Genomic DNA, 14,247 nt, shown 5'->3' with positions numbered 1-14,247 from the left:
AATCGGATCTTTTCTAGAAAAAATTCTATATTTTCGCAGAGAAGGAAATACTAGTCAATTCTGGCTATTGTAAGTGCTATCATCTAATGATTATTGAAATAATCATTAGATGATAGCACTTACTTAGCTGATGGTCGAAGATTTATGCTAAAAAGTTATCAAAAAAATGTATCTAAAAAAAAACCTGGATTTATTCGTATAATTTCTGGTTCTTTGAAAGGAAGAAGACTCATTGTGCATAATATAGATGGATTGCGTCCAACTACAGATAAAGTAAAAGAAACATTATTTAATTGGTTGGCAAAATATATATATAAAGCTAAATGTTTAGACCTGTTTTCAGGTTCAGGGAGTTTAGGATTTGAAGCTGCATCTCGACAAGCAGAAAAAGTAGTTTTTGTTGAATTAAACTCAATTGCATTTAAACAAATTAGGGAAAATATTATATCATTAAACGGAAAAAATCTATCTGTAATTAATAGTGATGTTTTTCCTTATCTTAATCAAAAAGGCACACCCTATCACATTGTATTTATAGATCCTCCATTTAGAAAAAAAATGATTAATAATACTATTAAATTACTTGAAGAAAATGGTTGGTTAACAGATAATTCGATGATCTATGTTGAAAGCGAAAAAGAATTAATTTTAAATTTTATTCCAAAATATTGGAATTTATATCGCGAAAAAGCAGTTGGACAAGTCATTTGTCGCTTATTTAAGAGAAAAACTGATTAGATAAGTTTTTTTTATAGAGCAGTTCTATTTAATAATTTCAAATGAACTATAATTTTTTAACTTTTTATGAAACTTTTAGTATTATTAAGAACTTTTCACTTGAATACTACGAAACTTTGAGGGCACTATGAATTGTACTGATTCTTCTTTAACCTATAAGGATTCTGGTGTTAATATTGATGCTGGTAAAGCTTTCGTAGAACAAATTCAAGGCTTAGTGAAGCTTACTCGTCGTGCTGAGATTATAGGAAATTTTGGTAGTTTTTCTGCATTATGTGAATTACCTAATAAATATAAGCAGCCTGTTTTAGTTTCTAGTACTGATGGGGTAGGTAGTAAGCTGCGTTTAGCTTTAGATATGAATAAGCATGATACTATTGGTATTGATCTTGTTGCTATGTGCGTGAATGATCTTATTGTTCAAGGAGCTGAGCCTTTATTTTTTTTAGATTACTATGCTACTGGTAAACTTAGTATTAATACAGCATCTTCTGTGGTTTCAGGAATTGTCAAGGGTTGTCTTTTATCAGGTTGTTCATTAGTTGGTGGAGAAACTGCTGAGGTACCAAGTATTTATAAAGATAAAGATTATGATCTAGCTGGATTTTGTGTTGGTATAGCTGAAAAAGATAATATTATTGATAGCACAAACATAACTTCTGGTGATCTAATTATTGCATTAGCATCAAGTGGTTTACATTCAAATGGGTATTCTTTAGTGAATAAAATACTAGAACTATTCAATGTAAATAAAAATGAGAAACTTTCTGGATATCCCCTTATTGAACATTTATTAAGACCAACTAAAATTTACGTTAAATCAATACTAAAAGTTATTGAGAAGCATAATATTCATGGAATTGCTCATATTACAGGCGGTGGTTTTTTAGAAAATATTCCTCGCATACTTCCTGATGATGTAGAAGCTGTTATTAATTCTAGTAGTTGGAAATGGCCCCCTATTTTTCAATGGATACAAGAAAAAGGGAATATTGAAACTTATGAAATGTATCGTACTTTTAATTGTGGTGTTGGTTTAATTGTTATACTACCTGAAAAACAAGCTAATTCAGCTATAAAACTTTTTCAAAAAGAAGGTGAAAATGCTTGGATTATTGGTGAAATTATTCCTGTTCAATCCTTATCAGAGAAGGCTAAATTAAGATTTAGTTAAAATATAGTGAAAAGTATCGTAGTGTTAGTTTCAGGTTATGGATCAAATTTGCAAGCGATTATTAACGTTTCTAATCTTAAAACTAGTAAATTTAAAGTGGCTGCAGTTCTTTCAGATAAAGCATCATGTTATGCATTAGAGCGTGCAAAAAAGGCTAATATAACAGATATTTTTATTAATCCAGAATATTTAAATAGTAAAAAATCATTTGATAAGGAATTAATTTATCAAGTTGATAAGTTTAAGCCAGCGCTAATTGTTTTAGCAGGATACATGCGAATTTTAAGTGGTTTTTTTGTTCGTCATTATTTTGGAAGAATAATTAATATTCATCCATCTTTACTTCCAAAATATCCTGGTTTAAATACTTTTCAAAGGGTAATAAATTCAGGAGAAAAAGAACATGGTACAACTATCCACTTTGTCACAGAAAAAATTGATAGTGGTCCTATTATCTTTCAGGAAAAGGTGCCAGTTTTCAAAGATGATACCATACAAATTCTTTCTGAACGTGTAAAAACACAAGAAAACAAAATTTATCCTATCGTGATAACTTGGTTTATTGAGGGACGTTTAAAGATGCAATTTGGAAAAGCTTTTATGGATGGAAAACAGTTGTACATAAATAATAGTCATTTAAAATTGATCAAAAATGTAAGGTACTGATTATAGAGTATAATGGTCAACTCTTTCTTCAAAAGAATTTATTACAATTATAAGTATTATTATATCCTTTCATTATTGATAAAAAATCTTCTTTTCTCCAGTATATATTGCTTTTATTCGTTTCTTTTATAAAAGAACGCTTGAGTCGAGACAAGTTGTTTTTTTTCCAGTTATTATTTTTATTCTTAGATTTTATATTACATTTATCAAAATCAATAAGCCATATTTCCCCTTTATCATCAAGTAAAATATTGTAAATATTTAGATCAGAATGATTAACTTGTTCATTGTGTAATTTAGCAATCTCAGCACCAATATTTTGATATACATTTTCTGTTATTGGTTTATGTTTTAGAATTTGGCCAAGATTCTTAGCATCTACTATTCGTTCGCAAAGCAAATCAGCTTGATATAAGAAAAAGCCTCTTTTTATCACTCTAGCAGCAAATGGACGTGGAACATTTAATCCAAGATTAGTAAGTTTTTTTAATAATTGTAGTTCTTGATAAACTCGAGTTTTTTCCCAGCTAGAAAAAAAATACAAGTCTTTGATTAATTTCCCTACTAGTCCTCCCCTGTTATAGTGTCGAAGTACAGCTTGAGTTTTAGAAAGTTTTATAAACCATGTTGTTCCTCGTCCAATTGTTCTTCCTACGATTTTTTCATAAGAATCCCAATATTCTTTTGAAAATAAAGAGTGAGAAGGATTTTTTATCATTATATCATCATACCAAATAATTGTTTTTTTATGTTGTATTTTTTTGATCATAGTGAAATTTCTTGATAATACAATTAAAGTTATAGGTATATTCAATTTTACTTTACATTTAGTAAAGTATGCACTTAATTATTAACAAGAATTTAATTATAAATGTCTCTTTTTACTAAAGCTCCTTCATCTGTCTGTTTTTTAAGACTTTCGTCTATTGGTGATGTTTGTCATACTGTTGCTGTTATTCAAGCTTTGCAACAGTATTGGCCAAAAACAAAAGTGGTATGGATCCTTGGAAAAATTGAATTTGATCTGTTGGATAAATTAGAAAATGTTGAGTTGATTGTATTTGATAAAAATTCAGGATTAAAAGGTATGTGGAATGTATGGAGACAATTAAAAGGATATTATTTTGATGCGCTAATTCATATGCAAATAGCAATCAGATCTAGTATTTTAACTATTGGAATTAAAGCAAAATATAAAATTGGTTTTAACTTTAAACGTGCAAAAGAGTGTCAATGGCTTTTTACAAATAAAAAAAATCCTGATACAAAATCAAAGCATGTTCTAGATAGTTTTTTTTCTTTTATAGAATATTTAGGCGTCCCACCTTCAAAACCAAGTTGGAAATTACCAATAAATTGTATGCATCATCATTATGCTGATAATATTATTAAAAACCTTCCAACCATTATCATTTGTCCTTCATCTAGTAAAGAGGAACGTAATTGGTTACCAAATCGTTATGCTAAATTCGCAGATTATGTAATTAAAAAAGGTTATCAGGTTGTTATATGTGGATCAAATAAAAGGAAAGAACGAGATTTAGCTGATGAAATATGTCTTATTATGAAATATACTGCATTAAATCTCGTTGGTAAGACCAGTTTAAAACAATTAACTGCTTTATTAGCTAAATCTGAATTATTATTGGCTCCAGATTCCGGGCCTTTACATATAGCAACTACTCAGGGAACACCTGTTATAGGTTTGTATGGGCATAGTAATCCAGAACGAACAGGGCCATATAATAGTATTAAAAATGTTGTTAGTGTATATAAATATTTTATAGAGAAACAACGTGGTGTTTTAGTTGATGATTTGCCCTGGAGTACTCGGGTTAAAGGTTCATCTATTATGCAATCTATTACTTTAGAGAGTGTAGTTTTAGTTTTTGATGCTATAACGCGAGATAAAAAATTATGTTTAAGAAGCAATTTACGCTAGCTGTGGCTTTAATTGTAAAAAATGAAGAACGACATTTAAAGGAATGTTTAGAAACCGTTTATAAATGGGTTGATGAAATTGTTGTTTTAGATTCTGGTAGTACAGATAATACTGAAGAAATTGCTAGAAGATATACTAAGAAGTTTTTTGTAAATAAAGTATGGCTTGGTTTTGGAGAACAACGTCGATTAGCTCAATCTTATGTTAAATCAGATTATATATTTTGGCTTGATGCTGATGAACGAGTAACATTAGAATTAAAAAGAAGCATATTAAAAGTCATGTTTTCAAATAAATCCAATACGTTATACCGATGTTCTCGTTTAAGCTGGGTATTTGGTCGATTTATTCGTCACTGTGGTTGGCATCCTGAACGAATATTACGATTATATCCAACTAAACTAACCCAGTATAATAATTCATTGGTGCATGAAAAAGTCGAAGTTTTTTCTAATATGAATATAGAAAACTTGCCAGGAGATATTATTCATTATACTTATAAAAATATAAATCATTATCTGCTTAAATCAGCTTCTTACTCTAAAGCTTGGGCAGAACAACGTAAACAATTAGGTAAGAAAGGTAGTCTTAGTGAAGGTGTGTTTCATGCTATTAGTTGTTTTATTAGGATGTACATAGTGAAAGTTGGTTTTTTAGATGGAAAACATGGTTTTTTACTTTCTTTATTATCTGCTTATTCAACTTTTTTGAAATATGCTGAACTTTGGATTCAAACCTCTAAAAACCATTCAAATTATGTTGAAAAATCCAAACTTTAAGCTTTTCTAACACTTTAAATATATTAATGTTACTCATATCTTCATTATTACTTTTATTTTTTTCTCTATAAGGAGGATAAAAGGCAATATGATTCCCTTTTGTATTTATCGGTTTCCAACGAAGTGGTGTTGACGAGCGCTTGCTTGGAAAAAAACCAACTGTTGGGATATCAATTGCACCAGCGATATGCAATGGTCCTGTTGAACCAGAAATAAATAAATCAGAACATGCTATTGACATTGAGAAATCTATTAATCCATTATATTTATTGTATAGAATAGATATATTACTGTTATCCAACACTAGTGTTTTAAGGTATTTCGCTTGTTCTTCTTCTTTTGGACCTGCTGTTAATATGATTTCTCGTCCTTGATATAATCCGTCAATAAGTTGAGCATATTGTTCTAGTGATAAATTATTTGCTGAACCTCCAGTTCCTATATGTAAAAATATCCAAGGCTTATCTTTTGATATGTTAAGTTGGTTGACTAATTTATTTTTTTGTCTTTTTAATTGATTATGTGAAAAAGTCAGATATGGAGCATTAGGTTCAACAATAGGTTGGTTAATATCTTGCAAAAACGCATGTGCTAAATCTAAATTGTATTGAAATTCAGGCTTAATTGATTGGGAGCGTCTTTGTTTAAGGCGTTTGTTATAGAAAATTTGTGAGATTTTAGTTGCTGGTGCTAAGCGATATGGTATTCCAGATTTCCAAACTAGCATAGCATTGTAGATATTTGAAAAGAAGTTAATTGAATAATCAATTTTTTCTTCTTTAATTAAGTTAAGTGTTGTTAATATTTTATTTTGCGTTGGTTCTAATAAAATTTTATCAATCCAAGGACATAACTCAGCAAGTTCTATTGTATAATTAGGGACTAATGCTATGATTTTCCAATCAGGTAGTGTCATTTTTAACATAGCAAAGCTTGGCCAAGCTAACATAAAATCGCCAATTTTATCGTTGCGTATCACTAATAGTTTTTTCATTCTTTTAGATAGGTATATATAATATAAAAATTATCAATGGATAATGATTGAATAAGTTTAGCATATAGTGTTATGAGTAAAAATCAACTCTCTCGAGTTATTTATCCAGGTACTTTTGATCCAATAACTAAAGGTCACTTAGATATAGTTAAGCGTGCGTCAGATATGTTTGATGAAGTTATTATTGCTGTCGCATCGAATCCAAGTAAAAATACTATGTTTACTTTAGATGAGCGTGTTCACTTGATTCAAGAAGCCACGAAATCTTTTACAAATTTAAGTTTAAAAGGTTTTTCTGGATTTATAATAGACTTTATTAAACAAGAGAGAGTTAATATATTACTTCGTGGTTTAAGAGGAGTGGTAGATTTTGAGTACGAGTCTAATCTGATAAATGTATATCGTTACTTTATTCCGGAAATTGAAGGTATTTTTTTATCAGCATCAAAACAATATACTTGTATATCTTCAACCGTAGTACGTGAAATTGCCATTCATGGTGGTGAAGTTTATGCTTTTGTTCCTAAAGTTGTTGCTATAGCTTTAGATTCAAAATTTAAAAAAAATAAACATCTTAGTCGATAGTATAGGTTTATTCTTTTTTCGTTTAGTGTTTCTCTAAAGATTATTGGAATGGGAATAGATATTCTTTATCAACAGAGATAGCTATCCATTCCCCTTGCCAATTTTTTAGCAAGCAGAATTTTTTTTTTGGTAAAATATAATTGTTTGAGGATTTCTGGAATTAAAATAGTATGCTTTTATTATTTTAGGATTATCTAATGAAGAAATAATCGCATTATAGGTTTGCTGATTAATTTTAGTACCAATTATTGATTGCCATCGTTCAGCTAATTGTTCAGCTTTAACATGACCTGTTTTATTTTGGTTTATTATCCAATTTCCGTGAATTTTGTCTAAAGACCAATGTTGAAAATGTAATGATTTAAGTTCTAAATTTGGATTTAGAAGTTTAGCGTGAGATACGGTTTTATTTTCATTTAGATAAGTTTTAACAATGTTAGGGAGACTTAGAACAGTAATAAAAAAAGTGACACCGAGGATAAGAATATTATTCCAACGACGAGAAGAGTTATAAGTAGGCAAATTAAAATAAAACCTTTTTCATTTTTTAAAGAAGTAGATAAGTGTAAATATCTTAAAATTACTTAATTTTAGCTTCTTCATATATGACATGTTTACGAATTACTGGATCAAACTTCCTTATTTTGAATTTTTCTGAAAAATTGCGTTTATTTTTATCAGTTGTATAAAAATGCCCACTTCCAGAAGAAGAAATTAGACGAATTTTTTCTCGAGCACTCTTAGCCATTTTCGTATTCCTTTTAAAATTAAATAATATGCTTATTCTTATTCCGAATATCAGCAAGAACTGTATCGATGCCTTTCTTGTCAATAATCCGCATACCTTTGCTGCTTAATCGTAGTTTTATAAATCGTTTCTCACTATCTACCCAGAAACGATGAGTTCGTAGATTTGGTAAAAAACGACGCTTAGTAGCATTGCGTGCATGCGAGCGATTATTACCTGTTAATGGACGTTTGCCAGTTATTTGACATATTCGAGACATTAATTAAGCTCCAAAAATGAGTTTTAGTTAGACTTATTCTAACTTCCTAACCATTCCATTCTAATAATTTTATATAAATTTCTCAAGGTTTAAATAATAGTTTACTAAGCATCATCAATTTATCTTATTTTCTAGATATGTTTTTAAACCAGTTTTTGTTGTTTTTATCCACTATTTAGAATCATTAATAAAAACTAAATTGCAAATTTATAGGTTAATACTATAATGGTTCTAAAGTTAAGAACTTAGATTTATTAAAGTATAGGAAGTGACTATTTTAAGAGTCTTTCAATTTAACGCGGAATTTAAGTAGGTGTTTGTTCTGACTACTTCCTTCAAAAAATTTTAAGCTTGTTTTTATTGGTATATTGGAGAAAAAAGATGAGTAAAAAAATCTTGCAGTTGACTGATGACAGTTTCGAATTGAATGTCATTAGTGCTTCTGGAGTCGTTCTTGTAGATTTTTGGGCTGAGTGGTGTTCTCCTTGCAAGAGCATTTCACCAATTATTGACGAAATTTCGATTGAGTATGCAGATAAGTTAACTGTTGGTAAACTAAACATTGACCAAAACCCCGTTGTGCCAACTAAATTTGGAATTCGTGGGGTGCCCTCGTTACTTTTATTTAAATCTGGTGAAGTGATAGCAACAAAAGTAGGTGCGCTTTCTAAAGCTCAGCTAAGAGAGTTTTTAGATGCTTATTTGAAGTGATTTAGTATGCTTAATTTATCAGATTTGAATCAAAGTCTAGACTAGAAGATTAATTAATGCTAGTTTGTCGCTTCGTTTATTAAGAATTTTCATTTCTTTCTCATTCCCGAAACTAAATATAATCCTTAAATTAAACTAGAAAAAAACAGATGCATTTTGACTAAAAAAATATCCACTACAATGAATCTAACAGAATTGAAGAACAGGCCTGTTTCTGAGCTTGTGAAGCTTGGTGAGAGCTTAGGCCTTGAAAATTTGGCTCGTCTAAGGAAGCAGGATATCATCTTTTCCATTTTAAAAGCGCATGCAAAAATTGGTGAGGATATTTTTGGTGATGGAGTACTGGAAATCCTTCAAGATGGTTTTGGTTTTTTACGTAGTGCTGATAGTTCTTATCTAGCAGGACCTGACGATATCTATGTATCACCTAGTCAAATCCGTCGTTTCAATCTTCGTACAGGTGATTCTATTGCTGGTAAAATTCGTCCACCTAAAGATGGTGAACGTTATTTTGCATTATTAAAAGTTAATACTGTTAATCAGGATAAACCTGATAATGCGCGCAATAAAATTTTATTTGAAAATCTTACACCATTGCATGCTAATGAACGTATGATGATGGAACGTGGAAATGGTGCAACTGAGGATATAACAGCTAGAATATTAGATCTTGCCTCTCCAATTGGTAAAGGACAGCGAGGTTTGATTGTTGCTCCTCCCAAAGCTGGAAAGACGATGCTTTTGCAAAATATTGCACAAAGTATTGCTTACAATCATCCAGAGTGTGAATTGATGGTTATGCTTATTGATGAGCGACCAGAAGAAGTTACTGAAATGCAACGTTTGGTTAAAGGTGAGGTTGTTGCATCTACATTTGATGAACCTGCATCTCGTCATATACAAGTAGCAGAAATGGTAATTGAAAAAGCAAAACGTCTTGTTGAGCATAAGAAAAATGTAGTTATTTTGCTTGATTCTATTACTCGTTTAGCTCGTGCATATAATACTGTTGTTCCTTCATCTGGTAAGGTGTTAACTGGTGGTGTTGATGCAAATGCTTTACATCGTCCTAAGCGTTTTTTTGGTGCCGCTCGAAATGTTGAAGAAGGCGGTAGTTTAACTATCATTGCTACGGCTTTAGTAGACACCGGTTCTAAGATGGATGAAGTCATTTATGAAGAATTTAAAGGTACTGGTAATATGGAATTACATTTAAATCGTAGAATTTCAGAAAAACGTGTATTTCCAGCAATAGATTTCAATCGTTCAGGTACTCGTCGAGAAGAATTATTAACTAAAAATGATGAGTTACAGAAGATGTGGATTCTACGAAAAATTGTTCATCCAATGGATGAAATAGATGCAATGGAATTTTTAATTGATAAGCTTGCTATGACAAAAACAAATTATGATTTTTTTGATGCAATGCGTCGTTAAATAACGATAACAATAATAGATTTAAAAACCGATGTTCCTATATCTAGAATAATTAGAAAGGTAAATAACTATTTGTAAAATTTAGATTAATTCTTAATTTGTTTTTGAGTGTTATTCCTTCTACATAATAGGGTACTAATGGTTATGAGTTTTAGAAGTTTACGTGATTTTATTGATTATTTAGAAATAAAAAACCAGTTAAAACGAATTTCTTTTCCTATTGATCCTCGCTATGAAATTACTGAAATCAGTGATCGTATATTACGTTCTGTTGGAGGACCAGCTTTACTTTTTGAAAACCCTATTGGTTATAATATCCCAGTTTTGACAAATTTATTTGGTACGTCAGAGCGTATAGCTATGGTTATGAAGAAAGAAAATTTAAAAGGATTGCGTGAAATAGGAAATGTATTAGCCTATTTGAAAGAGCCTGAGCCTCCACAAGGGTTTAAAGATATAGTAGATAAATTTATCATTTTAAAACGGGTGTTTTATATGCCTGTAAAGTGTCTTCGTATAGGATTATGTCAACAGGTTGTTCTAAAAGGGAGTGAAGTTGATTTAGATAAAATTCCAATTATGAATTCTTGGAAAGGTGATGTAGCTCCGCTTTTAACCTGGGGATTAACTGTAACTAAAGGTCCTAATAAAAAACGGCAGAACCTTGGAATCTATCGTCAACAAAAATTAAGTAAAAATAAAATAATTATGCGTTGGTTACCTCATCGTGGTGGTGCACTAGATTTCCGAGATTGGATGGAAGCCCATCCGGATAGAGTATTTCCAGTATCGGTTGTATTTGGTGCTGATCCAGCAACTATATTAAGTGCAGTAATCCCTATACCTGATAATTTATCTGAATATGCTTTTTCTGGATTACTTCGTGGAAGACGAACTGAAGTAGTTAAGTCTATTAGTAATGAATTAAAGGTTCCGGCTAATTCAGAGATTGTATTAGAAGGTTACATTAATCCAAATGAATTAGCTAATGAAGGTCCTTATGGAGATCATACAGGTTATTATAATGAACAAGAAAGGCATCATGTCTTCACTATAACTCATATTACGATGCAAAGAAATCCAATTTATCATAGTACTTATACCTGTCGTCCTCCAGATGAACCTTCAGTATTAGGTGTTGCGTTAAATGAACTATTTATTCCAATTATACAAAAACAATTTCCAGAGATTAAAGATTTTTATCTTCCAGTGGAGGCTTGTTCTTATCGACTGGCTTTAATAGCCATAAAGAAGCAGTATCCTGGTCATCCTAGACGTATAATGATGGGGATTTGGTCTTATTTGCGTCAGTTTATGTATACAAAGTTTATTGTTGTTTTTGATGAAGATGTAAATATTCGTAATTGGAACTCTATTGTTCAAGCTATAAGTGAGAGAATGGAACCCATTCATGATATATTGATAATTGAACGTACTCCTATTGATTCCCTTGATTTTTCTTCTCCAATCATCGGTCTTGGTTCTAAGATGGGTTGGGATGTAACTATTAAATGGAAAGGTGAATTATCCTCAAATTCTAAAAAAAAACCAAATAAATATTCATCAGGAGACTTATGTTTTTTTGAGAAGCATATGCATATCATACAAAAACAATTCTCTAATATTGTTAATTATTATATATTAATGGAGGAGAATTATAGTCAAATAGTAATCGTATCTGTGCAGAAATATTCTTCAAAGCAAATTTTAGAAATAGCAGAAGGTGTTTTTTCTTTATTCGAAAAATATATTAATATTAAGTTTTTAATTATTTGTGATGAAGATATAGATATTCGTAATATGAATGATGTTATTTGGGCAATAACAACACGTTTAGATCCTGCACGTGATGTTATTTTTTTTAAAAAATTTAGTTCGCGATTTTGTCTTAATGCAACTAATAAATTTTCAGATGAAACTTCAAGAAAATGGGGTTTACCAATTCGAAAAGATTCTGCTGTAGTAGATCGAATAGATAAAATATGGGCTAAGCTAGATTGTTAATTTCTTTTCTTATAAAAGAAATTAAGTGCAATACTAAGACTTAAACATTTTAGTTTTTAGGTAAGAAATGTCTAATAAATGTAAGGTAACTCTTATTCAGTTACTAGAAGGAAATGTATATAGAATTTTACTGTGTCCAGAGTTAGAGTTATCTTTTAAAGCAGGACAGTATTTAATAATTGAAATAGGACAAGAAGATAAACGTGTATTTTCTATAGCTAGCAGCCCTTTACGTTACAAAAATCTTTTAGAATTACATATCAAATCATCTAGGAATAACATGTATACTTTGTCAACTATTAAAGCAATAAAGCAAGCTTTTAGGGGAGATGCTTATATAAATATTGATGGTCCATATGGGCAGGCTTGGATAAGAGAAAAAAGCCAACGAAAAGTACTTCTCATTGCTGATAGGAATGGTTTTAGTTATATACGTTCAATTTTTGAACATTGTATTATGGCAAATAAGAGTAATAAAATTTTTTTTTATTTGGGTATAGAAAAATCGAGTCAAATGTATGCTAAAAAAGAAATAATGGCTATTCAAAATAAAAATACGAACATTCATTTAATTTCAGTGATTAAAAATATAGATAATTGGCAAGGAAAGATAGAAAGTTTTCTCCAAGGCATTGAAAATGATTTTAAATCGTTAGAAAAGTACGATATCTATATAGGAGGTAGATTTGAAATGGCAACCATTGCTCGTGACCGGTTTATTCAAAATAAGCAGGCTAGTAGTATGCATATGTATTCTGATGCTTATGCTTTTATTTAAACACTAAATTACCGCATGAATTTTTTCAAAAAAATAAAAAAAGAGGGAGGAGGTATTTGTCTTACAACAACTAGATTGGATTAGATCTAATTAGAACTGGATAGGGTAATGACTAAGGCAAGCATCTTTAGCTAGTCTGATAGAATAAACATCTATACTGGAATTGAGTAAAATATAGTCTAAACTTCTGCTGTAGGTATTATGAGGAAGAGTATATATTTAGTTAGCTATTCCGTAAGAAGCATAGGCTAATTCCCTGTACCTACAAGTCTAGGTTAATATAAGGCATGTAAGTAGTTAGATGAATTTTGTTATCAATTCTATATTTGATAGTTCTTTTTCAAAATTTTCTTTTGAAGACAATAGGTGAATATTAAAAATTGCTGATGCTCCTTGAATTTCTAATATATCTACAAATGCTACTGAGTTTAAGTTTTTTAGTTGTTGTTCAATTTGGAAAATATCCAAAGGATTTTTCATCTTAGTAAATCTTATTTTTATTGTTTCTGATAACTTGTTTGTTAGAGTTAATGAGTTTTTGTTTGCGTAATAATTACTCAATTGATCTATCATTTCTTTATAAGCAAAAGCACCTGAATTTTTTCCAGTTATTGGTATTTTAGTATTAGAATTTGATATAGATGATGCTTTTTGATCGTATAAAATCCAATTAAGATTATTTTTATTATTATTTATAACAACCAAGACTGTATCTGTTTGATAACGTTGGCTAGCAACGCTTAGTGGTTTTAAAATTCCTCCCCATAAATCAGAAACTGTAATATTATTAATATCTTTAAAATCTCCTATAGGAAAAATTAATGGAAGTCCTCGTTTTTTGGCATTGTTTTTAATTGAAGTTGATAGTAGTGTTTCAGAAGATTCCCAGGAAATTTTATAGGTGTGATCTGATTTTTCGACTAGCCAAAGTAATAAATTTTCACGATTTTCTTGCCAAAATGGTATCTTGGCTTGTCTAAATAATGAACGAATATGTTCTCCACTGAAATACATTTGGATGCTTTGATGTTTATTTTTTTTAGAATAACTAATATGTGTTAAATATTGAGACGCCTTATTATTAATCGCATTTTGAATGATTTCATTATCCAGTACTTTTTTATCACCAGAAGAACGAACAATAACTTCTTTCATACCGATAATGCGATGTTCATCTAAACTTTCTTGGTTTTTTTTAGCTATAATTTCCGTATAGTATAAATTAACTTTAGTTACTGCATGAATTGGTAAATTCATCATTAGTAGAAAAATAGGTACAGTCAAACTTAGAATATTTCTGTTGCTTTGTTTTTTTTGATTTTTTTGCAAATACATATTCATTTTTTGGTACTTCTAGTTAGTGAAATAAAAATTATTATATGATATATTTCTGATAATAATTCTGTGTGATAGGTGTAAAAACAATTTTTGA

At 30.0% G+C, this 14,247-nt stretch carries 16 protein-coding genes; 10 read left to right on the top strand and 6 right to left on the bottom strand.

The window, feature by feature from the left end; genetic code table 11:
• Window positions 1–144 precede the first annotated feature (144 nt).
• The 3 genes from rsmD to purN all read left to right on the top strand — a co-directional run bounded on the left by rsmD (window position 145) and on the right by purN (window position 2,578).
• The gene (gene rsmD / locus CF66_RS02875) at window positions 145–738 is read left to right on the top strand and encodes a 16S rRNA (guanine(966)-N(2))-methyltransferase RsmD (RefSeq protein ID WP_016504130.1); all 594 of its coding nucleotides are present in this window, start codon (window positions 145–147) and stop codon (window positions 736–738) included.
• A 127-nt stretch (window positions 739–865) separates the two neighbouring features.
• The gene (gene purM, locus CF66_RS02870; RefSeq protein WP_016504129.1) at window positions 866–1,912 is read left to right on the top strand and encodes a phosphoribosylformylglycinamidine cyclo-ligase; all 1,047 of its coding nucleotides are present in this window, start codon (window positions 866–868) and stop codon (window positions 1,910–1,912) included.
• A gap of 6 nt (window positions 1,913–1,918) precedes the next feature.
• A complete protein-coding gene (gene purN, locus CF66_RS02865) occupies window positions 1,919–2,578 on the top strand; it encodes a phosphoribosylglycinamide formyltransferase (protein ID WP_034411556.1) in 660 nt (219 codons plus the stop codon).
• Between the two features lie 28 nt (window positions 2,579–2,606).
• On the opposite strand, the gene CF66_RS02860 is transcribed toward purN, so the two are convergent.
• On the bottom strand, window positions 2,607–3,347 hold the full coding sequence (locus CF66_RS02860; protein WP_155993929.1) for a 3-deoxy-D-manno-octulosonic acid kinase: 741 nt from the start codon (window positions 3,345–3,347) through the stop codon (window positions 2,607–2,609).
• A 102-nt stretch (window positions 3,348–3,449) separates the two neighbouring features.
• On the opposite strand from CF66_RS02860, the gene CF66_RS02855 reads away from it, so the two are divergent.
• The gene (locus CF66_RS02855) at window positions 3,450–4,520 is read left to right on the top strand and encodes a glycosyltransferase family 9 protein (protein ID WP_034411555.1); all 1,071 of its coding nucleotides are present in this window, start codon (window positions 3,450–3,452) and stop codon (window positions 4,518–4,520) included.
• The gene (locus tag CF66_RS02850) at window positions 4,496–5,299 is read left to right on the top strand and encodes a glycosyltransferase family 2 protein (protein ID WP_016504125.1); all 804 of its coding nucleotides are present in this window, start codon (window positions 4,496–4,498) and stop codon (window positions 5,297–5,299) included. Before CF66_RS02855 ends, CF66_RS02850 begins: the two co-directional genes overlap by 25 nt.
• Here CF66_RS02850 and CF66_RS02845 read toward each other — a convergent pair.
• Window positions 5,259–6,293, bottom strand: a complete 1,035-nt coding sequence (locus CF66_RS02845; RefSeq protein ID WP_034411553.1) for a glycosyltransferase family 9 protein — start codon at window positions 6,291–6,293, stop codon at window positions 5,259–5,261. The two genes, CF66_RS02850 and CF66_RS02845, sit on opposite strands and share 41 nt — an antisense overlap.
• Before the next feature lie 72 nt (window positions 6,294–6,365).
• Between CF66_RS02845 and coaD the strand changes: the two genes are divergently transcribed.
• Window positions 6,366–6,878, top strand: coding sequence for a pantetheine-phosphate adenylyltransferase (gene coaD / locus CF66_RS02840; protein WP_034411551.1), 513 nt, complete (start codon window positions 6,366–6,368; stop codon window positions 6,876–6,878).
• A gap of 105 nt (window positions 6,879–6,983) precedes the next feature.
• Here the strand turns inward: coaD and CF66_RS02835 are convergent, their stop codons facing one another.
• Genes CF66_RS02835 through rpmB form a run of 3 tightly spaced genes read right to left on the bottom strand, consistent with a single transcriptional unit; the run spans window position 6,984 to window position 7,885 of the window.
• Window positions 6,984–7,400 carry a hypothetical protein gene (locus CF66_RS02835; protein ID WP_016504122.1) on the bottom strand — a complete coding sequence of 139 codons (417 nt, stop codon included), beginning with the start codon at window positions 7,398–7,400 and terminating at the stop codon, window positions 6,984–6,986.
• 58 nt (window positions 7,401–7,458) lie between these two features.
• On the bottom strand, window positions 7,459–7,626 hold the full coding sequence (gene rpmG, locus CF66_RS02830) for a 50S ribosomal protein L33 (protein WP_016504121.1): 168 nt from the start codon (window positions 7,624–7,626) through the stop codon (window positions 7,459–7,461).
• 19 nt (window positions 7,627–7,645) lie between these two features.
• Window positions 7,646–7,885: a 50S ribosomal protein L28 gene (gene rpmB, locus CF66_RS02825; RefSeq protein ID WP_016504120.1), complete on the bottom strand. Its 240-nt coding sequence runs from the start codon at window positions 7,883–7,885 to the stop codon at window positions 7,646–7,648.
• Window positions 7,886–8,266: 381 nt separating this feature from the next.
• Here rpmB and trxA point away from each other — a divergent pair, with 381 nt between their 5' ends.
• From trxA to fre, 4 genes are all read left to right on the top strand, one after another.
• Window positions 8,267–8,596, top strand: a complete 330-nt coding sequence (gene trxA / locus CF66_RS02820; protein WP_016504119.1) for a thioredoxin TrxA — start codon at window positions 8,267–8,269, stop codon at window positions 8,594–8,596.
• A 180-nt stretch (window positions 8,597–8,776) separates the two neighbouring features.
• Window positions 8,777–10,033 (top strand): transcription termination factor Rho, encoded by a 1,257-nt coding sequence (gene rho / locus CF66_RS02815; protein ID WP_016504118.1) that lies wholly within the window; start codon window positions 8,777–8,779, stop codon window positions 10,031–10,033.
• 144 nt (window positions 10,034–10,177) lie between these two features.
• Window positions 10,178–12,037: a UbiD family decarboxylase gene (locus CF66_RS02810; protein WP_034411549.1), complete on the top strand. Its 1,860-nt coding sequence runs from the start codon at window positions 10,178–10,180 to the stop codon at window positions 12,035–12,037.
• Window positions 12,038–12,104: 67 nt separating this feature from the next.
• A complete protein-coding gene (gene fre, locus CF66_RS02805) occupies window positions 12,105–12,815 on the top strand; it encodes an NAD(P)H-flavin reductase (RefSeq protein ID WP_016504116.1) in 711 nt (236 codons plus the stop codon).
• Between the two features lie 297 nt (window positions 12,816–13,112).
• Here fre and CF66_RS02800 read toward each other — a convergent pair whose 3' ends face one another.
• Window positions 13,113–14,156: a DUF2066 domain-containing protein gene (locus CF66_RS02800; protein ID WP_052541666.1), complete on the bottom strand. Its 1,044-nt coding sequence runs from the start codon at window positions 14,154–14,156 to the stop codon at window positions 13,113–13,115.
• Window positions 14,157–14,247: the final 91 nt, after the last annotated feature.

Source organism: Candidatus Photodesmus anomalopis (assembly GCF_000731785.2).
Classification (GTDB): Bacteria; Pseudomonadota; Gammaproteobacteria; order Enterobacterales; family Vibrionaceae; genus Vibrio; species Vibrio anomalopis.
The sequence above is the reverse complement of the archived record's forward strand: the minus strand, read 5'-3'. Positions and strand labels throughout refer to the sequence as shown.

Excerpts from the sequence above, each read along its gene's own strand:
- CF66_RS02855 (WP_034411555.1), top strand. The coding sequence starts at position 3,450 with ATGTCTCTTTTTACTAAAGCTCCTTCATCTGTCTGTTTTTTAAGACTT.
- trxA (WP_016504119.1), top strand. The coding sequence starts at position 8,267 with ATGAGTAAAAAAATCTTGCAGTTGACTGATGACAGTTTCGAATTGAAT.
- CF66_RS02845 (WP_034411553.1), bottom strand. The coding sequence starts at position 6,293 with ATGAAAAAACTATTAGTGATACGCAACGATAAAATTGGCGATTTTATG.
- CF66_RS02860 (WP_155993929.1), bottom strand. The coding sequence starts at position 3,347 with ATGATCAAAAAAATACAACATAAAAAAACAATTATTTGGTATGATGAT.
- fre (WP_016504116.1), top strand. The coding sequence starts at position 12,105 with ATGTCTAATAAATGTAAGGTAACTCTTATTCAGTTACTAGAAGGAAAT.
- purM (WP_016504129.1), top strand. The coding sequence starts at position 866 with ATGAATTGTACTGATTCTTCTTTAACCTATAAGGATTCTGGTGTTAAT.
- rsmD (WP_016504130.1), top strand. The coding sequence starts at position 145 with ATGCTAAAAAGTTATCAAAAAAATGTATCTAAAAAAAAACCTGGATTT.
- rpmB (WP_016504120.1), bottom strand. The coding sequence starts at position 7,885 with ATGTCTCGAATATGTCAAATAACTGGCAAACGTCCATTAACAGGTAAT.
- rpmG (WP_016504121.1), bottom strand. The coding sequence starts at position 7,626 with ATGGCTAAGAGTGCTCGAGAAAAAATTCGTCTAATTTCTTCTTCTGGA.
- coaD (WP_034411551.1), top strand. The coding sequence starts at position 6,366 with ATGAGTAAAAATCAACTCTCTCGAGTTATTTATCCAGGTACTTTTGAT.
- rho (WP_016504118.1), top strand. The coding sequence starts at position 8,777 with ATGAATCTAACAGAATTGAAGAACAGGCCTGTTTCTGAGCTTGTGAAG.
- CF66_RS02810 (WP_034411549.1), top strand. The coding sequence starts at position 10,178 with ATGAGTTTTAGAAGTTTACGTGATTTTATTGATTATTTAGAAATAAAA.
- CF66_RS02850 (WP_016504125.1), top strand. The coding sequence starts at position 4,496 with ATGTTTAAGAAGCAATTTACGCTAGCTGTGGCTTTAATTGTAAAAAAT.
- CF66_RS02800 (WP_052541666.1), bottom strand. The coding sequence starts at position 14,156 with ATGAATATGTATTTGCAAAAAAATCAAAAAAAACAAAGCAACAGAAAT.